The sequence below is a fragment of the Duganella sp. Dugasp56 genome, assembly GCF_047304105.1.
Lineage (GTDB): Bacteria > Pseudomonadota > Gammaproteobacteria > Burkholderiales > Burkholderiaceae_D > Rugamonas > Rugamonas hordei.
The window spans coordinates 55976-75585 of sequence record NZ_JBGLYQ010000036.1; the positions used below are offsets into that span (position 1 = coordinate 55976).

The 19610-nt window shown below is 65.1% G+C and carries 18 protein-coding genes, 1 tRNA gene and 1 pseudogene; 14 read left to right on the forward strand and 6 right to left on the reverse strand.

What is annotated here, in order from left to right; genetic code table 11:
- The first annotated feature begins 1 nt into the window (after position 1).
- The 4 genes from ACCD07_RS23240 to dbpA all read left to right on the forward strand — a co-directional run bounded on the left by ACCD07_RS23240 (position 2) and on the right by dbpA (position 3714).
- Positions 2–78 (forward strand) — tRNA-Met (locus tag ACCD07_RS23240).
- A 158-nt stretch (positions 79–236) separates the two neighbouring features.
- Positions 237–1898, forward strand: a complete 1662-nt coding sequence (locus ACCD07_RS23245; RefSeq protein WP_413448682.1) for an acid phosphatase — start codon at positions 237–239, stop codon at positions 1896–1898.
- A gap of 101 nt (positions 1899–1999) precedes the next feature.
- Positions 2000–2224, forward strand: a complete 225-nt coding sequence (locus tag ACCD07_RS23250) for a hypothetical protein (protein WP_176651640.1) — start codon at positions 2000–2002, stop codon at positions 2222–2224.
- 80 nt (positions 2225–2304) lie between these two features.
- Positions 2305–3714, forward strand: a complete 1410-nt coding sequence (dbpA, locus tag ACCD07_RS23255) for an ATP-dependent RNA helicase DbpA (protein ID WP_176651641.1) — start codon at positions 2305–2307, stop codon at positions 3712–3714.
- A gap of 30 nt (positions 3715–3744) precedes the next feature.
- Here the strand turns inward: dbpA and ACCD07_RS23260 are convergent, their stop codons facing one another.
- The gene (locus ACCD07_RS23260; protein ID WP_413448683.1) at positions 3745–5265 is read right to left on the reverse strand and encodes an ATP-binding protein; all 1521 of its coding nucleotides are present in this window, start codon (positions 5263–5265) and stop codon (positions 3745–3747) included.
- Entirely contained in the window at positions 5262–5975 is a 714-nt protein-coding gene (locus ACCD07_RS23265; RefSeq protein WP_176651643.1) for a response regulator transcription factor, read from the reverse strand. Before ACCD07_RS23265 ends, ACCD07_RS23260 begins: the two co-directional genes overlap by 4 nt.
- Positions 5976–6124: 149 nt before the next feature.
- Between ACCD07_RS23265 and msrB the strand changes: the two genes are divergently transcribed.
- The 8 genes from msrB (at position 6125) to ACCD07_RS23305 (ending at position 12914) form a co-directional block, all read left to right on the forward strand.
- Complete coding sequence (msrB, locus tag ACCD07_RS23270; RefSeq protein WP_413448684.1) at positions 6125–6619, forward strand: peptide-methionine (R)-S-oxide reductase MsrB; 495 nt, start codon at positions 6125–6127, stop codon at positions 6617–6619.
- Positions 6620–6631: 12 nt separating this feature from the next.
- Positions 6632–8524, forward strand: coding sequence for a cytochrome c biogenesis protein DipZ (locus ACCD07_RS23275; protein ID WP_413448685.1), 1893 nt, complete (start codon positions 6632–6634; stop codon positions 8522–8524).
- 12 nt (positions 8525–8536) lie between these two features.
- Positions 8537–9250, forward strand: coding sequence for a peptide-methionine (S)-S-oxide reductase MsrA (gene msrA, locus ACCD07_RS23280; protein ID WP_413448686.1), 714 nt, complete (start codon positions 8537–8539; stop codon positions 9248–9250).
- A 75-nt stretch (positions 9251–9325) separates the two neighbouring features.
- Complete coding sequence (locus ACCD07_RS23285) at positions 9326–10375, forward strand: ABC transporter substrate-binding protein (RefSeq protein WP_353403033.1); 1050 nt, start codon at positions 9326–9328, stop codon at positions 10373–10375.
- Complete coding sequence (locus ACCD07_RS23290) at positions 10372–10959, forward strand: SCO family protein (RefSeq protein WP_353403032.1); 588 nt, start codon at positions 10372–10374, stop codon at positions 10957–10959. The genes ACCD07_RS23285 and ACCD07_RS23290 overlap by 4 nt, the downstream gene beginning before the upstream one ends.
- On the forward strand, positions 10956–11429 hold the full coding sequence (locus tag ACCD07_RS23295; RefSeq protein ID WP_353403031.1) for a hypothetical protein: 474 nt from the start codon (positions 10956–10958) through the stop codon (positions 11427–11429). The genes ACCD07_RS23290 and ACCD07_RS23295 overlap by 4 nt, the downstream gene beginning before the upstream one ends.
- On the forward strand, positions 11417–12175 hold the full coding sequence (locus ACCD07_RS23300; RefSeq protein ID WP_353403030.1) for an ABC transporter permease: 759 nt from the start codon (positions 11417–11419) through the stop codon (positions 12173–12175). Before ACCD07_RS23295 ends, ACCD07_RS23300 begins: the two co-directional genes overlap by 13 nt.
- Complete coding sequence (locus ACCD07_RS23305; protein WP_176651650.1) at positions 12165–12914, forward strand: ABC transporter ATP-binding protein; 750 nt, start codon at positions 12165–12167, stop codon at positions 12912–12914. The genes ACCD07_RS23300 and ACCD07_RS23305 overlap by 11 nt, the downstream gene beginning before the upstream one ends.
- Here ACCD07_RS23305 and ACCD07_RS23310 read toward each other — a convergent pair.
- From ACCD07_RS23310 to earP, 4 genes are all read right to left on the reverse strand, one after another.
- Complete coding sequence (locus ACCD07_RS23310) at positions 12907–13923, reverse strand: alpha/beta fold hydrolase (RefSeq protein WP_353403029.1); 1017 nt, start codon at positions 13921–13923, stop codon at positions 12907–12909. The two genes, ACCD07_RS23305 and ACCD07_RS23310, sit on opposite strands and share 8 nt — an antisense overlap.
- Before the next feature lie 110 nt (positions 13924–14033).
- Positions 14034–15638 carry an amidase gene (locus tag ACCD07_RS23315; RefSeq protein WP_353403028.1) on the reverse strand — a complete coding sequence of 535 codons (1605 nt, stop codon included), beginning with the start codon at positions 15636–15638 and terminating at the stop codon, positions 14034–14036.
- A 183-nt stretch (positions 15639–15821) separates the two neighbouring features.
- A complete protein-coding gene (locus tag ACCD07_RS23320) occupies positions 15822–16397 on the reverse strand; it encodes an elongation factor P (protein ID WP_176651652.1) in 576 nt (191 codons plus the stop codon).
- 132 nt (positions 16398–16529) lie between these two features.
- Complete coding sequence (earP, locus tag ACCD07_RS23325; RefSeq protein WP_413448687.1) at positions 16530–17681, reverse strand: elongation factor P maturation arginine rhamnosyltransferase EarP; 1152 nt, start codon at positions 17679–17681, stop codon at positions 16530–16532.
- 162 nt (positions 17682–17843) lie between these two features.
- Here earP and ACCD07_RS23330 point away from each other — a divergent pair, with 162 nt between their 5' ends.
- Entirely contained in the window at positions 17844–19217 is a 1374-nt protein-coding gene (locus ACCD07_RS23330; protein WP_353403026.1) for a hypothetical protein, read from the forward strand.
- A gap of 98 nt (positions 19218–19315) precedes the next feature.
- Positions 19316–19610 (forward strand): annotated as a pseudogene (locus ACCD07_RS23335) (hypothetical protein); the annotation flags it as partial.

The window sequence follows — 19610 nt, forward strand, 5'->3', positions numbered from 1 at the left end:
ACGCGGGGTGGAGCAGTCTGGCAGCTCGTCGGGCTCATAACCCGAAGGTCACAGGTTCAAATCCTGTCCCCGCAACCAGATTCGATAAGCCGTTGATTCTTCTCAAGAATCAACGGCTTTTTCTTTTCAGGCGCCTGGTTTCCGCCATTGCCATAACAAACTGCTCATTCCCTGATATACACAACCCGTCACAAAACTGTCACAATTGTCCTTTTTGGTTAGCCTAGGAGGCGTGTGTGAAGGATCAAGTTCAGGTAGCAGCACAGCAGGATCAGGACGTTCCCGCCAATCCCTCACGCCGACGCATCTTCCAGGCCGCCGCCGCAACCGGCATGGCCGCTTCCCTGCCCGCGCTGGCCACCGCCGCGCCGGCCAAGCAGCCGGCCAAAGGTTCGCTGGACGCCAAGCTCAAGGCCAGCGTCAAGAACGTGGTCATCATCTACCTGGAAAACCGCAGCTTCAACAACCTGTTCGCCAACTTCCCGGGTACCGCCGCGCCACTGTCGGCCGTGCCGCCCGCCGCCTGCCTTCAGCGCGACTTCGACGGCTCGGTGCTGCCGGCGCTGCCGAAGGTCTGGGGCGGCATGGTGCCCAATACCCAGGATATCGGCGGCAAGAAGTACGCGCTCAAGGAAGACGACATCAAGAACCTGCCGAACGGCCCGTTCAAGCTGGTCGACGCCGAAGGCAAGCCGCTGCCCGAAGCCGTCATCACGCGCGACCTGTGGCACCTGTTCTACCAGAACCAGATGCAGATCAACGGGGGCAAGAACGACGGCTTCGCCGCCTGGGGCAATACCGGCGGCATGGTCATGGGCTACTACGGCGAAACCAGCAAGAACCTCGGCCTGTGGAAGATCGCCGAGCAGTACACGCTGTGCGATAACTTCTTCATGGCGGCCTTCGGCGGCTCCTACCTGAACCACCAGTTCCTGGTCTCCGGCCGCACGCCGGAATACTTCAACGCCAAGGACACCGCCGCCAAGAAAAAGATCGCCGTGCTGGACGACGGCCCGACGGGCTACCGCCTGTCCGTCGCCAAGGACAGCCCGGCCTCCGCGATGGACGGCCATCCGCATTACGTCAACAACGGCGCGATCACGCCGGACGGCTACGCGGTCAACACCATGGCGCCGCCCTACCAGCCGAGCTACATCCGTCCCGCCGTCGACGGCGACCCGCTGCTGGCCGATCCTCACGACGCCGGCACGCTGCCGCCACAAACCTACGACACCATCGGCGACCTGCTGTCGGCCAAAAAGGTCAGCTGGGCGTGGTACGGCGGCGCGTGGCAGGCCGCGCTGGACGCGCGCGGCGGCGGCGAGAAGCCCAACTTCCAGTATCACCACCAGCCGTTTAACTACTTCAAGCAGTTCGCGCCGGGCACCGCCGCCCGCGCCGAGCACCTGCGCGACGGTGGCCTGGGCGACAGCCCGATCTCGAACAAATTCATCGCCGACGCGCTGGCCGGCAAGCTGCCGGCGGTCACCTTCTACAAGCCGCAAGGTAACCTGAACCTGCACGCCGGGTATTCGGACGTGGAGTCCGGCGACGCCCACATCGCCAACGTAATCGAGCACCTGAAGAAATCGCCGCAGTGGAAGGACATGGTCGTCGTCGTCACCTTCGACGAAAACGGCGGCTGGTGGGACCACGTGGCGCCGCCGAAAGGCGACCGCTGGGGCCCGGGCTCGCGCATTCCGGCCATCGTCATTTCGCCGTACGCGAAAAAAGGCGCCGTCGACCACAGCTTCTACGACACCACGTCGATCCTGCGCTTCATCACGCGCCTGCACGACCTGCCGCTGCTGCAAGGCCTGAAGGTGCGCAACGAAGCCTTCGCCGCCCGCAACGCGCTGCCGCCGGGCGACCTGACGGGGGCGCTGAGCTTCCGTTGAGCTTGGGCTGAATTTGAGCTTTGTGTTACACTTCGCCCACGCATTGAAGCATTACATTTACTGAGCCCGACTGCCGCAGCCGGGCTTTTGTTTTTTTCCAGATGAGAGATAAAAAAGATAACGCCACGTTCGACCTGCCCGGCTTCGGTCCCGCCGCGCCGCTCGAACCGGAGGCAAAACGCCCGCCGGCGCCGCGCGGCAAGCGCGCCACGCTCAAGCAGGAGCAGCTCGAACTGCTGGAGCCGACCGACACCACCGGCCTGCCGGTCTGGGTGCGCGACGACTCCCTCGACCTGACCGGCCTGCCGGTCTGGGCTCCGAACTAAATCCGAATCACCTCACAGCGTCAGGGCCGGCACGGAGCCTGTTAGACTGTGCTTACGTCCTTTTGAACAGGTCCGACACCATGACATCGACTGCATTTTCCAGCCTGCCGCTGGCCCCCGCCCTCCTCGACAACCTCGACTCGCTCGGCTACAAGGAGATGACGACCATCCAGGCGCAAAGCCTGCCGTCGGTGCTGGAAGGCCGCGACCTGATCGCCCAGGCCAAGACCGGCAGCGGCAAGACCGCCGCCTTCGGCATCGGCATACTGGCCAAGCTGAATCCGGCATGGTTCGCGGTGCAGGCGCTGGTGCTGTGCCCGACCCGCGAACTGGCCGACCAGGTGGCCAATGAGCTGCGCCGCCTGGCCCGCGCCACCGGCAACGTCAAGGTGCTGGTGCTGACCGGCGGTTCGCCGATGCGCCCGCAGATCGCCTCGCTGGAACACGGCGCCCACATCGTTGTCGGCACCCCGGGCCGCGTGCGCGACCACCTGGGCCGCGCCACGCTGGACCTGTCGAAAGTCGAAACGCTGGTGCTCGACGAAGCCGACCGCATGACCGACATGGGCTTCTACGACGAAATCGCCGGCATCGTCAGCGCCTGCCCGAAACGCCGTCAAACGCTGCTGTTCTCTGCCACCTATCCGGACGACATCCGTCGCGCCACCGATTCCTTCCTGGTCGATCCGGTCGAAGTGACGGTCGAAGCGCAGCACGACAACAGCCAGATCGAACAGCTGTTCTTCGAGATCGGCTTCGACCAGCGCAACACCGCCGTCAGCCGCCTGCTGGGCCACTACAAGCCGGTGTCGGCGATCGCCTTCTGCAACACCAAGGTGCAGTGCCGCGAACTGGTCGAGGAGCTGCAGTCGAAAGGCTTCTCCGCGCTGGCGCTGTACGGCGAACTGGAACAGCGTGAGCGCGACGAGATCCTGGTGCTGTTCGCCAACCGAAGCTGTTCCGTGCTGGTGGCCACCGACGTCGCCGCGCGCGGCCTGGACATCCAGAACCTGGAAGCGGTGATCAACGTCGATGTATCGAAGGATACCGAAGTCCACATCCACCGCGTCGGCCGCACCGGCCGTGGCAATGAAAAAGGTCTGGCGCTGTCGCTGTGCGCGCCGAACGAGAAGAAGTGGGTCAAGCTGATCGAGGAATATCAGGGCTCGCCGGTGCAGTGGTTCGACCTGGACAGCCTGGACGAAAACGACTACGGCGTCGATCCGGCGCCGATGATGACGCTGGTGATCTCGGGCGGCAAGAAGGACAAGCTGCGTCCGGGCGACCTGCTGGGCGCACTGACCGGCGACGCGGGCCTGTCCAAGGAACAAGTGGGCAAGATCAACGTGTTCGAATTCCAGACCTATGTGGCGATCGACCGCCGCGTCGCTTACGAGGCGTTCGACCGCCTGAGCAAGAACAACCCGCTGGGCGGCGACTTCGGCGCGATCAAGGGCCGCAACTTCAAGATGCGCTTCATCGACGCGTAAGCTGTATGTGAGCTGTATGCTGGCGCGCGGCTAGCCCTGCGCGTCCAATGCAAAGCGGAACACGGCGCCGCGCTGCGGTTCGCTGAGCAGTTCGATCCTGCTGCCGTGAAGCTGCAGCACCCGGCTGACGATCAGCAGGCCCAAGCCGCCTTCCCTGCGCTCGCCGCGCAGGGCGAACGGGCGGCGGAACAGCACTTCCTGCATCGCCTCCGGGATACCCGGCCCGGTATCGCCGACGGTCACCTGCACCTTGCCATCACGCGCCGGTTCTACGACGATTTCCACCTCGCCGCCGGCCGGGGTATGGCGCAGCGCGTTGTCCAGCAAATTGGTCAGCACGCGCTCTATCATGCCCAGGTCGGCCTGCACCATCGGCGCCGGATGCGGCAGCGTCGCCATCAGGCGCACCTTGCGCTCCTCGGCCTGCAATTCAAACTTCTGGAATACATCCTGTATCAGGTCGCTGAGCGAAAACGCTTCGATCTCCGGTTCGACCGAGCCATGCTCCAGCCGCGCCAGTTCGAACAGCGCCTGCGCCAGCCGCCCGACCTTGCGGCTTTGCGCCAGCGCGATGCCGAGATAGCGCTGCCGCCCCGCCGCATCGAGCGTGTCGTCCTTCAGCGACAGCGTCTCCAGGTAGCCGTGCAGGGAACCCAGCGGCGTACGCAGGTCGTGCGAGATATTGGCCACGATTTCGCGGCGGTCGTGATCGAGCTGGCGCACCGTCTGCCACTGCTCGTTGATGCGGTCCGCCATCTCGCCGAAGGAGCGCTCCAGGATCGCGATCTCGTCGCGCCGGCCGCCGCTGACGGGCGGCGGCAGCACCAGCTGCTCGGCCTTGGTGTCGAGCTGCTGCATGGTCGCGGCCAGGCGGTGCAAGGGCCGCGTGATCAGGCGGAAGGCGACCAAACCGGCCAGCAGGCCAAGCAGGGCCACGATCGCCATCGACCACAGCGTGGTGCGCAGCACCGAACTGGCGGCGGCGCGCGCCGCCAGGCGGTCGTGCTCCTCGCTTTGCAGCACCACGTAGATGTAGCCCACCTTGCGCTCGCCCATGCGCAGCACGGCGGCGCTGAACACCTTGCGGCCGTTCTCGCTGCGCGGGTCGTCGCCCTGTATCGGCAACGGCTGCTTGTCGAGGAAGCGGCGGATCGGCTCGAGATCGACGCGATTGCGCCGCAGGTGGCCGGCCGGCGCGGCGTGGCCGACGACCATGCCTTCCATGTCGAGCAGGTAGACTTCGACATTCGGATTGACCACCATCAGCTGGCCGAACAGGCGGCGCACGGCCTCGGGCCCGAGACCTTCGCTGGCGGGTGCGCCGGGCGCGGGCGCAGGGGAAGCTACGGCATCGCTGTCGGCGTTCATCAGTTGCGCATCGAGCGCGATGCTGCGCGCCAGGCCGCGCGACAAGCCCTGCACCACTTCCTTCTCATGCATGATATTGGCGCGGATCTGCAGCCACGCGGACGCGCCGCAGCAAGCCAGCAGCAGCACCGCGAACACCAGCGACAGCCGCTGCGACAGTGTCAGCGAAAATCCGGACTTCATGCCGCGCCGCCTGTGGCGAAACGGTAGCCCTTGCCCCACACCGTCAGGATGCGGCTCGGCTCGGCCGGATCGGCTTCTATCTTGGCGCGCAGGCGGTTGATATGGGTGTTGACCGTGTGCTCATAGCCGTCATGCTGGTAGCCCCACACCTGGTTCAACAGGTCGAGCCGGGAAAACACCTTTTCCGGATGCTTGACGAAGAAGTACAGCAGGTCGAATTCGCGCGGCGTCAGGTCCAGCGGCCGGCCTTCGACGGCGGCCTGGCGCGTCACCGGATCGAGGCGCACGCCGTTGAGCTCCAGCGCCCCGCCCTCGTTGCGCTGGTTTTTGGCCATGGCGTCGGCCCGGCGCAGCAGCGCCTTGACGCGCGCAACCAGCTCCAGCACCGAAAACGGCTTGGCCAGGTAGTCGTCGGCGCCCAGCTCCAGCCCGAGGATGCGGTGCACCTCGCTGGAACGGGCGCTGGTGATGATGATCGGCGTGTAGGTCTTCATGGCGCGCGCCTGGCGGCAGATTTCCAGGCCGTCGACACCTGGCAGCATCAGGTCGAGGATCAGCGCGTCCCAGCCACCGTTGCGCAGCTGGGCCAGCCCCTGGTTGCCGTCGGCGCAATGGGTGACCTGATAGCCCTCGTCTTGCAGATGCAGGCGCAGCAGATCGGCGATAGGCATATCATCTTCTACGATCAGGACGCGTTTTGGTAAATCCATGGTCAGTCGAGCCGGAAAAAGTCGGAATGCGCCATTGTGCGGGATTTCTGGCCTGGAAAGTATCACAATTAATTGAAGTTTACGTGAGGATTTCGCCAGCCCTTCTGGACAACAATGGCTGCATCGACATTCCAACTTTGGAGCTTCTCATGACTTCCAGACGCAAATTTCTCCTGACTAGCGGTGCCGCCCTGATGGCAGGCGCCGCAGCTTTAAAATGGCGCGCGGTGCAGGCCGCGCCGGCCCCTGCCTGGGAAGTGAACCTGAGCGACGCCGAATGGCGCGCCCGCCTCACTCCGGCCCAGTATGACATCCTGCGCGGCGGCGGCACCGAGCGCCCGTTCAGCAGCCCGCTGTACAAGGAACATCGCGCCGGCAAATTCTTCTGCGCCGGCTGCCAAAACCCGCTGTTCTCTTCCGCCGCGAAATTCGACAGCGGCACCGGTTGGCCGAGTTTCTGGAAGCCGCTGGAACGCGGCGTCTACACCGCCCGCACCACATCGTTGGGCTTCCGCGGCGTCGAAGTGCAGTGCCGCCGCTGCGGCAGCCACCTCGGCGACGTGTTCGACGACGGCCCGGAACCGACCGGCCTGCGTTATTGCATCGACGGCCTGGCGCTGAGCTTCACGCCCGGCGCGGCTTGACCGGAGGATGCCATGCTACTGATCCTTCTTTCCTACCTGGGCGGCGCGCTGACGATACTCAGCCCGTGCATCCTGCCGGTGCTGCCGTTTGTATTTGCCCGCACCGGACAACCTTTTGTACGCAGCGGCTTGCCGATGTTGGCAGGCATGGCGCTGACCTTCGCGCTGGTGGCGACGCTGGCCGCCGTCGGCGGCGGCTGGGTGGTGCAGGCCAATCAGTACGGCCGCTGGCTGGCGATGGCGCTGATGGCCTTCTTCGGTATGACACTGATGTTCCCGCACCTGGCGGACCGCTTGACCAAGCCGCTGGTGGCGCTGGGCGACAAGCTGTCCAGCAAGGCGCAGCAGGCGAATGCCCCGGCGTCCGGCGACGCGGTGGCTGGCGCCTGGTCCGGCGTACGCGCGTCGTTCCTGCTCGGCATCGCGACCGGTTTGCTGTGGGCGCCTTGCGCGGGTCCGGTGCTTGGCCTGGTGCTGACCGGCGCAGCATTGAACGGCGCCAGTGTGGGCACCACGCTGCTGCTGTTGGCCTATGCGGCAGGCGCGGCGACTTCGCTGGCGTTGGCGCTGCTGGTCGGCGGCAAGGTCTTCGGCGCGATGAAGCGCTCGCTGGGCGCCGGCGAATGGGTGCGCCGCGGTCTGGGCGTGGCCATGCTGGGCGGCGTGGCGGCGATCGCCACCGGACTCGATACCGGCCGGCTGACCAAGGTGTCGACGGTGGCGACGGCGGGCCTGGAGCAGAAGCTGATCGATGCGCTGTCGCCGCGCGACCAGCAGCAAGCCGCCAGCCAAGGCGCGGCGATGATGTCGCGCAGCGCGGCGCCTGAGGGTGGAGCCATGATGAGCGGCGGCGCCATGATGTCGCGCACGGCGATGACCGGCAAGGGCCCCGCCATGATGGCGATGCACGGCGCGACGGCCGATGCCGACGCGCTCAAAGTCGAAGGCACACTGCCGCAGCTGACCGGCGCCGTCGAGTGGCTGAACTCCTCGCCGCTGACCGCCGCCCAGTTGAAGGGCAAGGTGGTGCTGGTCGACTTCTGGACCTACTCGTGCATCAACTGCCTGCGCACCATGCCCTACGTGAAGGCCTGGGCGGAGAAATACCGCGACCAGGGCCTGGTGGTGATCGGCGTGCATGCTCCCGAATTCGCCTTCGAGCGCGACCTCGGCAACGTGCGCAAGGCGATCAAGGATCTCGGCATCACCTATCCGGTCGCCGTCGACAACAATTACGCCATCTGGCGCGCGTTCGGCAACCAGTACTGGCCTGCCCACTACTTCATCGACGCCAAAGGCCAGATCCGCCACCACCATTTCGGCGAAGGCGAATACGCCCAGTCGGAACAGGTGATCCAGCAGTTGCTGGAAGAGGCAGGCCGCAAGGACGTCACCAACACCGTCGTCAGCGCCGAGGATGCGAAAGGCGTCCAGCAGGCGGCCGACATGAGCCAGGTCGCTTCGCCGGAAACTTATCTGGGATACGAGCGCGCACAAAACTTCGCCTCAGCTGAAAAACAGGCCGCCGACAAAGCCCGCCTGTACACGGCGCCAGCCAGGCCGGCGCTGAATCAGTGGGGCCTGGCCGGCAACTGGCTGTCGCAGCCGGACCAGGTCACGCTGAACGACGCCAGGGGCAGCATCGTCTACCGCTTCCACGCCCGCGACCTGCATCTGGTGCTCGGTCCCGGCAAGGATGGCAAGCCGGTGCGCTTCCGCGTGACCATCGACGGCGCCGCACCGGGCAAAGACCACGGCACCGACGTCGGCGTCGACGGCACCGGCACCATCACCGGCCAGCGCCTGTACCAGCTGGTGCGCCAGTCCGGCAGCATCGCCGACCGCACCTTCAGCATTGAATTCCTCGATCCCGGCGTACAAGCCTACGCCTTCACCTTTGGTTGAAACGGAGTACATATGAACAGCATCTTGAAAAACTGGGGCGGTCCGCTGGTACTGGTGGGCGCCAGCATCTTCGGTGTCGCGTTATGGCAACAGCCGGCGGAATCGGCGGAAATCGCCGTCGTCATCGCGCCGCCGGCGGTCGATGAGCCGGCAACCACCGAACACTCGGCCACCGCCATCTTCGCCGGCGGCTGCTTCTGGGGCGTGCAAGGCGTGTTCCAGCACGTCAAAGGCGTCAGCAACGCGGTCTCCGGCTATGCCGGCGGCGACAGCCGCACCGCCAACTACGACGCCGTCAGCGGCGGCGACACCGGCCACGCGGAAACCGTGAAAATCACCTACGATCCAACGCAGATCAGCTATGGCAAGCTGCTGCAGATCTTCTTCTCGGTGGCGCACAATCCGACGGAGCTGAACCGCCAGGGCCCCGACACCGGCAACCAGTATCGCTCGGCGATCTTCCCGCAGTCGCCGGTCCAGCGCAGCGTGGCGGAAAAGTACATCGCGCAGCTCGATGCCTCGCACGTGTTCAAGAAGCCGCTGGCGACCAGGATCGAACTGGATAAGAAATTCTATCCGGCCGAAACCTATCACCAGAACTTCCTGACGCTGCATCCCAGCCATCCGTACATCGCCTTCAACGACCTGCCTAAGGTTGAGAACCTGAAGCGGATCGCGCCGGATGTGTATCGCGCCGACCCCGTGCTGGTCAGAAAAGCACTTTAAGCCTGAAACACCCTCAGCCGGTGTAGTACAATTACATAATGTATTACACTCCGGTATTACACACGGCTGAGCGCTATGGATAACCAAGACCACTCTTCTCCCGATTCGCCACTGCGGCGCCAACTTCTGGGCGGCCTGCTGTCGGCCGCCGTGCCGGCGCTGCCGCTGATCCTGCCGTCCAGCGCCCGCGCGGCCGATGCACCGATCCAGGTCGGCGGCCTGCCCGTCACCTGCAATCTGACGCTGCCGGTGGCCTGCATGGCGAAGGCCGCCGCCGCCGGCAAGCCGGGCGCGCTGCCGCGCGGTTTCGAGTACAGCAAGTACAACGGCTGGCCCGAGATCAAGGAATCGCTGATGACGGGCCGCATCCAGGCCGCCTACATGCTGGCGCCGCTGGTGATGGACCTGGCTGACAAGCGCATCCCCGTCAAGATCGTCTCGCTGGGCCACCGTTCGGGCGCCGTCATCATGGTGCGCACCGATTCCGCCTACAAGAAATTCGCCGACCTGCGCGGCAAGCGCATCGCCATTCCAAGCCGCTTCGCGGTGGACTTCCTGTTCCTGCGCAAAATGCTGGCGCGCGAAAAAATGACGCCCAAGGATATCGAGATCGTCGAGATGGCGCCGCCGGACATGCCGGCCGCGCTGTACGCCAAGGCGGTCGACGGCTACTGCACCGGCGAGCCGTTCGGCGCAGCGGCGCAGCGCGCCGGCTATGCGCGGCCGCTGGCGATGACGCGCGACGAATGGCGCAACTACATCTGCTGCGTGCTGACCGTGCGTGAAGAGCTGATCAAGGAAAACCGCCCGCTGGTGCAGGAGCTGGTCAACTTCGTGCAGGCGTCCGGCAACTGGCTCGATTCCGGGCCGGCCAGCCGCGAAAAGGCGGTCACGATCGCCGCCGGCCGCAAGTACTTCAACCAGGATCCGAACGTGCTGCGCTTCGTGATGCAGAATCCGACCGACCGCGTGACCTACGGCGACCTGCGCATGATACGCGCCGAATTCGACGAGTTGATGCAGCTGTCGATCGAAGCCGGCACCATCAAGCACCCTATTCCCTACGAATCCTATGTGGACGAGAGCTTCGTCAAGGCCATCAAACCGGTGGCCATCAACATATGATCAAGACTCTCGTGCTGCTGATGGCGATGGCGGCGACCTCGCTGAGCGCCCATGCCGCCGACACGCTGGGACTGAAAGCCGGCGTATTCGATCCGCCGCGCATGGCGCCCGACTTCACCGTGCGCGGCTCGGACGGCAAGGAGCTGAAACTGAGCCAATACCGCGGCAAGCTGGTGCTGCTGGAATTCGGCTACACCTCCTGCGTCGATGTGTGCCCGGTATCGCTGGCGATGCTGGCCGACGCGCGCAAGCAGCTCGGTGAGCAGGCCGCCCAGCTGCAGGTGATCTATGTGACGGTCGACCCGGAGCGCGATACGCCCGAACGCATGAAGAACTACCTGCGCGCCTTCGACCCGACCTTCATCGGCGCCACCGGCACGCCACAGCAGATGGAGCGCGTGCGCCGGGACTACGGCATCACCGCCACCAAAAAGATGATCGAGGGGAGCAAGACCGATTACGTCGTCGGCCATTCCTCGTATCTGTACTTCGTCGATCGCAAGGGCAACCTGCGCGCGCTGCTGCCGTTCGGCCGCACCGCCGCCGACGTGGTGCACGACACTACACTGCTGCTGAAGAATTGAGTACGCCGCCGCGCCGCCGCTATCGCTGGCCGCTGGCCGGCGCCGCCTTGCTGCTGGCTGCTGCTGCCGCGCTGTGCATCTGGGCCGCGCTGGCGCCGCTCGTCCTGCCCTCGCGCGACGAACTGTTTGAAATCCCCAATGGCACCTGGGCGCGCCGCATGGCCGGCGACAAGGTGGAGATCCTGCCGTCCGAAATCCATCTGACGCAGGGCGCCAACGACGTGCTCCTGCTGCGCAACAAGGACAGCGTGCCGCAGATCTTCGGACCGGTGCTGATCATGCCGGGGCAGAGTTTCCGGCTGCCGTTCGAAACCGTCTCCATCAACGACTTCGCCTGCACCGCGCACGCCAGCGGGCAAATGCGCGTGGTGGTGGACGCCATGCCGGCCGCCGGCTGGCCGCGCCTGAAGTGGCGCGCGCTGCGGGCGGCACATTCCCTCAACATGAACTGGACGTTATGGAAAAACTGAAAAAAATCCTGCCGCCGCTGGCGGTGCTGGTCGCGCTGATCGCCCTCTGGTGGGTGGTCGTGGTACAGACCGAAAGCGTGATCTTCCCGACGCCGCTGCAAGTGGTGACCGGCACGCTGGAGCTGGCCGAAGACGGCACGCTGTGGGAGCACATCGGCGCGTCGCTGTTCCGCGTCGGCACCGGCTTCGGCCTGGCGGCGCTGGTCGCCATTCCGATGGGCCTGTGGATGGGGCGCGTGGACGGCGCCTACATCACGCTCAATCCGATCTTCCAGATCCTGCGCCCGATCTCGCCTATCGCCTGGATCCCGCTGGCGATCCTTTGGTTCGGTGTCGGCAACCTGTCGCCGATCTTCCTGATCTTCATCGCCTCCGTGTTCCCGATGATCGTGCAGACGGCCGCCGGCGTGCACACCATCGAACGGCGCTACCTGCGGGCGGCCGAGAACTTCGGCGTGTCGAAGACGGTGCTGTTCCGCCAGGTGATCATCCCGGCGGTGCTGCCGGAGATCATCGTCGGCATGCGCATCTCGCTGGGCGTGGCCTGGCTGGTGGTGGTGGCGGCCGAGATGATCGCGCTGCGCTCCGGCCTGGGCTATCTGATCATGGATTCACGCAACGCCGGCAACCGCTACGATCTGGTCATCGCCGGCATGATCATCATCGGCATCATCGGCCTGATACTGGACGCGGTGATGCGCAAACTCGAAGGCCTCAAATCGGTAAGGTGGCGCTATGGACGCTAAAACTATGGACGCTAAAATCGTCGTCGACAACATCAAGAAAAACTTCAAGGAACTGCCGGTGGTCGGCGGCGTCAGCCTGGACGTAAAGGATGGCGAATTCGTCGCCATCGTCGGCCCGTCCGGCTGCGGCAAGTCGACGCTGATGAAGATCATCGCCGGCTTCGAGCCGCCGAGCGAAGGCGAGGTGCGCATCGACGGCACGGTGCGGCGCGGCCCGAGCCCCAAGGGCATCTCGATCTCGCAGCATGGCTCGGTGTTCCCTTGGCTGACGGTGCAGCAGAACCTGATGTTCGGCCTGAACGGCGACGGCCACGGCGACAAGGCGGCGCTGGCCGATCACTACGCGGCCATGGTGGGCTTGAAGGGCTTCGAAAACAGCTACCCGCACGAACTGTCGGGCGGCATGCTGAAACGGGTGGAGCTGGCGCGGGCGTTCGTCGTCAAGCCGGAGATCCTGTACATGGACGAGCCGTTCTCCGCGCTGGATGCGTTGATGAACCTGAAGATGCGCACCGAGCTGCTGCGCATCCTTTCAGAGGAACGCCATACGGTGATACTGATCACGCACGACGTGGAAGAAGCGCTGTTCATGGCGGACCGCATCCTGGTGCTGTCGCCGCGTCCGACGAAGATACAGGCGATGTTCGAAGTGCCGCACCCACACCCGCGCAAGCTGTCCCGCCCCGAGTTCCAGGAAATGAAGGAGCAGATCCTGCGCGAGCTGGGTGTGACTATTTGACCTGCTTGAGCACTTCCAGCACCGCCTCGATCACGGCTTCGGGCTTGTCGGCCTGAATACCGTGGCCGGCGCCGGCCACGATGTGCTGCGTGCCACGCGTGGACAGCGCGGCCATCTCCTTCTGGATCGCGACGTTCTCGTCTTCCATCGCTTTATTCAGCGCGCTTTGCGGCTGGTTCGGCACCGCATACGGGCTGACGCCGCGCGTCAGCACCACCAACGGCAGGTCGCCGAGCGGGCGGCGCAAGGCGCGCAATTGTTCGTCGCTATCCTTCATCGCATTCCATTCCGCCACCGTGGTGCGCCAGTAGAGTGGCTTGCGCTCCTGCGCCAGCACCACCGGACCAAGCGCAGGGCCGAAGAAGGTCGACGGATCGCCGATGCAGTTCTTTTGCTGCTGGCTGCCCGCCGCGATGCCCTTGCCTTTGCTGGCAGCAGCCAGGCAGTACTGGTTCTGCTGCTCGACCATGCCGTAGATCTGCTTGATCTTACCATCGGTGGCTTTGTCGAGGCGGCTGGTTTCGTCTTCATGCTGCGCTTCGACCAGCACCAGGCCCTTGACCTCGTCCGGGTAACGGTAAGCGTAGACCTGCACATTGGCGCCGCCGAGCGAATTGCCGACCAGGACATAAGGCGGCTTGACGCCGGCGCCGTCCAGCAGCTTGTGCAAATCCTCGACCACGTTTTCGGAAGTGTTCGGACGCGTGGCCGGATCACTGAAGCCGAAGCCGGCGCGATCGAACACGCAAGCGCGCGCGTGCTTCGCCACTTCCGGCTGCACCTTGAACCACGCCCATCCAGCATCACCGGAGGGCGAGTCGAACAACACTGTAGTGGCGCCCTCGCCGCTGCAATGCAAATTCATCTTGCGGCCGCCGACATCGATCAACTGCCGCGGTTTGGCGAAGGCGCGACCGCCATCGCCCTTCGCGGCCGATGCCGCCAATACCGGGGAAACCGCACCGGCGGCAAGCGCCAGCAGTGCAACACGGAACAAAGCTTTCGTCATTCAGATTATCCTTAAAAATTGGGGCAGTCTGTCATTCGGACACGGGGCTCAAGCTTGGCAACTTTACTACAGTTGAGTTCGCGTACGAATGCAGACTTGCCCCCCAGTTTTTAGCGGACGGCGAGCGAGACGCTGGCGGGGAATTGCGGTGCGCGGCGGTGTTTCGTGGCCTGCTCGTACGAGTAGGCCATGCCGATCAGCGCGGCCTCGCTGTAGGCGGCGCCGACGAACGACAGGCCGACCGGCAAGCCGTGCACGTAGCCGGCCGGCACCGTGATGTGCGGGTAGCCGGCCACCGCCGCCGGCGACGAGAAGCTGCCGCCGAAATGGTCGCCGTTGATGAAGTCGGTCAGCCACGCCGGGCCGCCGGTGGGCGCCACCAGCGCGTCGAGCCGGTGCTCCTTCATGACCTGGTCCAGTCCCTCGGCGCGCGCATAGCGATGGTTGTTGGCCAGCGCCTCGCGGTAGGCCGGCGTGTCCAGGTCGCCTTTCGCCTCGGAACGCTCCAGGTATTCCTGGCCGAAGAACGGCAATTCCTTCTGATGGTTTCTCTGGTTGAAGGCGATCACGTCGGCCATGCTGGCCACCGGCGCGTCCGGCGCGTATTCCTTCAGGTAGGCGGCCAGGTCGGCCTTGAATTCGTACAGCAGCACTTCGGTTTCGCTGTCGCCGTATTTGCTGGTGTTGGGCACCTCGGTATCGACCAGCACCGCGCCCTGCGCCTTCAGTTCCTGCAGCGCCTTCTCGATCACCGCGTCCAGCTCGTCGTTGCTGCCGAAGAAATTGCGGGCTACGCCGATGCGTTTGCCTTGCAGCGCGCCGGTGCGCAACGCGGCGCGGTAGTCGCCGGCCTTGCCGGCGCCTTCCTGCGTTACCGGGTCCCTCGGGTCCACGCCCGTCATCGCCGCCAGCATCAGCGCGGCGTCGGCCACACTGCGCGCCATCGGGCCGGCCGTGTCCTGCGAATGCGCGATCGGGATGATGCCGCTGCGGCTGACCAGCCCCAGGGTCGGCTTGATGCCGACCAGGCCGCAGATCGAGGCCGGCGAGACGATCGAGCCGTCGGTCTCGGTGCCGACCGCCAGCGTGGCCAGGCCGGCGGCGATCGCCGCGCCCGAGCCGGAGCTGGAGCCGCTGCAGTTGCGGTCCAGCGAATAGGGATTGAGCGTCAGCCCGCCGCGACCGCTCCAGCCGCTGACCGAGTGCGTCGAGCGCATATTGGCCCACTCGCTCAGGTTGGTCTTGCCGATGATGACGGCGCCGGCCGCGCGCAGCTGCGCGGCCACGTGGGCGTCGCGCGCGGCGCGCACGCCGTTCAGCGCCAGCGAGCCGGCGGTGGTGCTCATGCGGTCGCCGGTGGCGATGTTGTCTTTCAGTAGTACCGGGATGCCGTGCAGGGGGCCGCGCACGCGCTTGAGGTTGCGCTCGCGGTCCATCTCCAGCGCGATCTTCAGCGCTTCGGGATTGATTTCAATGATGGCGTTGAGGCGGGGGCCGGACTTGTCGATGGTCTTGATGCGGGCCAGGTATTGCGAGGTCAGCGCGTGCGAGGTCAGCTTGCCGGCCTCCATCATCTGCTGTTGTTCCCACACGCCGGCGTCGAGGATGCCGCCGGTGCCCAGCTTGGCACTCGTGCCCGGCGCCGCCAGCACCCGATTGCCGCCGGCCGCCGCACCCGCCGCCAAGCCGATTCGAACGAAATCCCTGCGATCCATGCCATCCTCGTGAGTGGTTAGTCTCTGATCACTAATAGTCGCAATTTATTGCGTGCCATAAATATATCAGCGTGTTGCAACCCACACCACAAAAATTATTACAAATCGGCAAATAATTACCTATTTCCAATAAAAAAAGCACGCCGGCTTGCGCGAGCGTGCTTTTTTTGCAAGGAAAAGCGATCAGTTACGAACGATACGCTTGTATTCGTTGGTGCGGGTGTCGATTTCGATGACATCGTCCTGGCTCACGAACAGCGGCACTTGAACGGTGTGCTGCTTGGATTCGATGGCGTTTTCGATCTTGGCTTCTTTCAGGACGTTGCCCGAAGTGTTGCCCTTGACCGCAGGCTCCGAGTACACGACCTGGCGCTGGATGGTGGTCGGCAGTTCGACCGAGATGGCCTTGCCGTCATAGAACACGGCTTCGCATTCCATGCCGTCTTTCAGGTAGCTCAGGGCGTCGCCCAGGTTTTCTTCTTCGATTTCATACTGTTCGTAGTCGGAGTCCATGAACACGTACAGCGGGTCGGCGAAGTACGAGTAGGTCACCGGCTTCTTGTCCAGCACGACCACGTCGAACTTGTCGTCGCCGCGGAAGACGTTTTCCATCGGGGTGTTGGTCAGAAGATTCTTCATCTTCCATTTGTACGTGAAGCCCGTGCGGCTCGAACCGTTCACATCGGAACGCAGAACGATCATAGGCTTGCTGTCAACCATGATGATGTTGCCAACACGAATTTCTTTTGCAGGTTTCATAGAGAGTGTACGTAAAAAGTAGGTTGCGTAAAAATCATCTGTCGCCAGGCGGGAAGCCATCAGCTCACGGTTGATCGGGTAAAAATGCGCTAGAGATTAACCCGGCATTATACCGTGCTTTTCCCGCTGCGCCTATCTCAGCGTGGCGGCAAATTGCATCAGGTTGCCGGCCAGATCGCCGTGCGCCAGCATTTGCCGCTCCCACCCGGCGGCGTGCGCGGCCATTTGCGGCATCTGCGCGCGGAAGTCCCGCCACAGCGCGGACCAGCCGGCCGGCTCCCCCGCCGCCGGCGCGCCGTTCCAGCGCAGCGAAAATTCGGCCAGCGCCTCCAGCCCGCCGGCGTAGCGCTGCAGGAAGGCGCGCAGCTTCTTGTGGTGCAGGTCCTCGTCCTGCGGATAGATGTGCCAGACGAAGGGCTTGCCGGCCCACTGCGCGCGCACGAAGGAATCCTCGCCGCGCACGAAGTTCAGGTCGCAGGCCCACAGCAGGCGGTCGTAGTCCGGCTGCGGCACGAACGGCAGCACGCGCAAGGTCAGCGCGCCGTGCGTGGCGCTCGCGCCGGCCACCGGGTCGGCGCCGAGGAAGGCTTGCACCGCTTCGGCCGCGACGCCCTCCGGCACCAGGCAGGTGATGGCTTCGGCGCCGTCGCGCCACGCGTCCAGCAGCGCCGACACCGGCGCGTGCGGATAGCAAAACAGCGACACCTTGGTCGACCCCAGATCGGCCGGCGCGACGCCAAAGCGCGCCAGCGAGGTGGCCATGGCGGCCGGATCGGACTGGAAGCGCAGGCGCTCGGCCTCGAGTTCCGCCTCGCGCAGCAGGCCGCCGGTTTTTTCGGTGAAGCCCGGGAAGAAGAAATGCTTGGTCAGCGGCAGGCGCGGATGCGGCGACGTCAGGCGGTGGCAGCCCTCGACCCACTCTTCCGCCGTCAGCCCTTCGAGGTTGAACCACACCGGGCGCGGCTCGCACAGCGCCATCGCTTCGATATAGCCGGGCGGGATGTCGACCGCAAAGAACTCGATGACGATGTCGGCCACATCGGCCGGACTGAACACGCCGTCCTGATCGCGCCAGTGGCGCACCTGGACGCCGTCCACCTGCTGCCTGTCCGCATGGGCATCGACCGCCGGACAGATGCGGCGGAAGCTGGCCAGGTCGTCCACCCACAGCGTGACGGCGAGGCCGTGCTCACGTTGCAGTTGGCGGGCCAGGCGCCAGCAAATGCCGATGTCGCCGTAGTTGTCGACGACGCGGCAGAACAGATCGAGGCGGCGGAAAGTCATGGGAACGCTGTGTTGATGGTGAGGCCGGATGATACCTGATTAAGGCATGGGAGCCACCAAGAATACCAAAACTAATCCTCCCGCCTCCCGGTCCAAATTCTTCCAGCGCGGGCGCACACGCCATGGCGGCGCTGGCCAACACCACAAACAAAAGGAGATGTCATGAACGAGTATCAACAATACTACGGACAACAGCAACTGGGCGGCCTGGCGCCGCAGGGTTTTCTGGGCGGCCTGCTGGGCGCGCCGCTGGGAGGCCTGATCGGCCGCGGCATCGGCGGCCTGTTCGGCAATGCCAATCTGGGCAGCCAGATCGGCCAGGCGGCCGGCGGCATCGGTGGTTCTTTCCTGCCGCTGGGCGTGGATCCCGTGACGGCAGCCTATGCACAACAAGCGCAGCAACAACAGCAGCTGCAACAAGCGCAACTGGCCCCGCAGGGCTGGTTCGGCAACATCATCAAGAGCGTGGCCCAACCGCTGGGCGGCGCCATCGGCGGCGCGTTCGGTAACGCCGGCCTGGGCAACACCATCGGCGGCATTGCCGGCCAGCTTGGCGGCATGCTGCCGTTCTCCGCCGACCCGGTGGCACAGGCCTACGCTCAACAAGCTCAACTACAACAACTTCAGCAACTACAAGGCCTGGCACCGCAGGGCTGGTTCGGCAACATCATCAAGAGCGTGGCCCAACCGCTGGGTGGCGCCATCGGCGGCGCGTTCGGTAACGCCGGCCTGGGCAACACCATCGGCGGCATCGCCGGCCAACTGGGCGGCATGCTGCCGTTCTCCGCCGACCCGGTGGCACAGGCTTACGCTCAACAAGCTCAACTGCAGCAACTACAACAACTTCAACAGGCACAACTGGCTCCGCAGGGCTGGTTCGGCAACATCATCAAGAGCGTGGCCCAACCGCTGGGCGGCGCCATCGGCGGCGCGTTCGGTAACGCCGGCCTGGGCAACACCATCGGCGGCATCGCCGGCCAGCTCGGCGGCATGCTGCCGTTCTCCGCCGACCCGGTGGCGCAGGCCTACGCTCAACAAGCTCAACAGGCTCAACTGCAGCAGGCGCTGGCGCCGCAAGGCTTCTTCAGCAACCTGCTGCACCAGCAGCGTCCTTACGGCGGCGTGATCAGCCCGCCGATCTTCAGTCCCACGCCGACCATCGGCAGCCCCGGCATCGGCAACAGCGGCATCGTCCCGCCGTTGCTGCCGTTCGGTGCCGATCCGGTCACGCAGGCGTACGCCCAGCAACAGGCGCAACTGCAAGGCCTGGCGCCGCAGGGCTGGTTCGGCAACATCATCAAGAGCGTGGCCCAGCCGCTGGGTGGCGCGATCGGCGGCGCGTTCGGTAACGCCGGCCTGGGCAACACCATCGGCGGCATCGCCGGCCAACTGGGCGGCATGCTGCCGTTCGGCGTCGATCCGGTGACGGCGGCCTATGCGCAGCAGCAGGCGCAACTGGCACAGCTGGCACAGCAGACCCAACTGGCCAACGCCGGCAACACAGCCCAGTATGGCGGCCCGCAAACGCTGCACTAAGCCCGGCCCGGGATGATGACGAGGTGGCGCACAGGGCGCCACCCCTGCCCTCCGACGGCTGCGGCCGCGGAGGGCGTTGCACTTTCAAGGAGAACTCCATGACACAAGCGCAAGCCGCGCCGACCATACCGGGCAAAGCACGCTATCTGATCCACGCCCCCGGCGGTGCGCCGCTGACCGACTTCCTGGCGCTGGCCGACGTCGACCCGGAAATTACCGTGGTCGACGTGATCGGCCCGCGCGACAGCCCGCACACGGCCGTCGTTGAAATCAGTCCCGACAAAGCCCGGGGGGGGGGGGGGGGGGGGGGGGGGCGCCCCCCCCCCCCCCCCCCCCCGGGAGGTTGGAAGACCCCCCCCCCCCCGGGGGGGGGGGGGGCCCGCCCCGCCCCCC

Coding starts and splice junctions, on each gene's coding strand:
- msrB (WP_413448684.1), top strand. CDS start 6,125: ATGACTTCCAGACGCAAATTTCTCCTGACTAGCGGTGCCGCCCTGATG.
- ACCD07_RS23305 (WP_176651650.1), top strand. CDS start 12,165: ATGGACGCTAAAACTATGGACGCTAAAATCGTCGTCGACAACATCAAG.
- earP (WP_413448687.1), bottom strand. CDS start 17,681: ATGACTTTCCGCCGCCTCGATCTGTTCTGCCGCGTCGTCGACAACTAC.
- ACCD07_RS23300 (WP_353403030.1), top strand. CDS start 11,417: ATGGAAAAACTGAAAAAAATCCTGCCGCCGCTGGCGGTGCTGGTCGCG.
- ACCD07_RS23320 (WP_176651652.1), bottom strand. CDS start 16,397: ATGAAACCTGCAAAAGAAATTCGTGTTGGCAACATCATCATGGTTGAC.
- ACCD07_RS23315 (WP_353403028.1), bottom strand. CDS start 15,638: ATGGATCGCAGGGATTTCGTTCGAATCGGCTTGGCGGCGGGTGCGGCG.
- dbpA (WP_176651641.1), top strand. CDS start 2,305: ATGACATCGACTGCATTTTCCAGCCTGCCGCTGGCCCCCGCCCTCCTC.
- ACCD07_RS23290 (WP_353403032.1), top strand. CDS start 10,372: ATGATCAAGACTCTCGTGCTGCTGATGGCGATGGCGGCGACCTCGCTG.
- ACCD07_RS23275 (WP_413448685.1), top strand. CDS start 6,632: ATGCTACTGATCCTTCTTTCCTACCTGGGCGGCGCGCTGACGATACTC.
- ACCD07_RS23265 (WP_176651643.1), bottom strand. CDS start 5,975: ATGGATTTACCAAAACGCGTCCTGATCGTAGAAGATGATATGCCTATC.
- ACCD07_RS23330 (WP_353403026.1), top strand. CDS start 17,844: ATGAACGAGTATCAACAATACTACGGACAACAGCAACTGGGCGGCCTG.
- msrA (WP_413448686.1), top strand. CDS start 8,537: ATGAACAGCATCTTGAAAAACTGGGGCGGTCCGCTGGTACTGGTGGGC.
- ACCD07_RS23285 (WP_353403033.1), top strand. CDS start 9,326: ATGGATAACCAAGACCACTCTTCTCCCGATTCGCCACTGCGGCGCCAA.
- ACCD07_RS23260 (WP_413448683.1), bottom strand. CDS start 5,265: ATGAAGTCCGGATTTTCGCTGACACTGTCGCAGCGGCTGTCGCTGGTG.
- ACCD07_RS23250 (WP_176651640.1), top strand. CDS start 2,000: ATGAGAGATAAAAAAGATAACGCCACGTTCGACCTGCCCGGCTTCGGT.
- ACCD07_RS23310 (WP_353403029.1), bottom strand. CDS start 13,923: ATGACGAAAGCTTTGTTCCGTGTTGCACTGCTGGCGCTTGCCGCCGGT.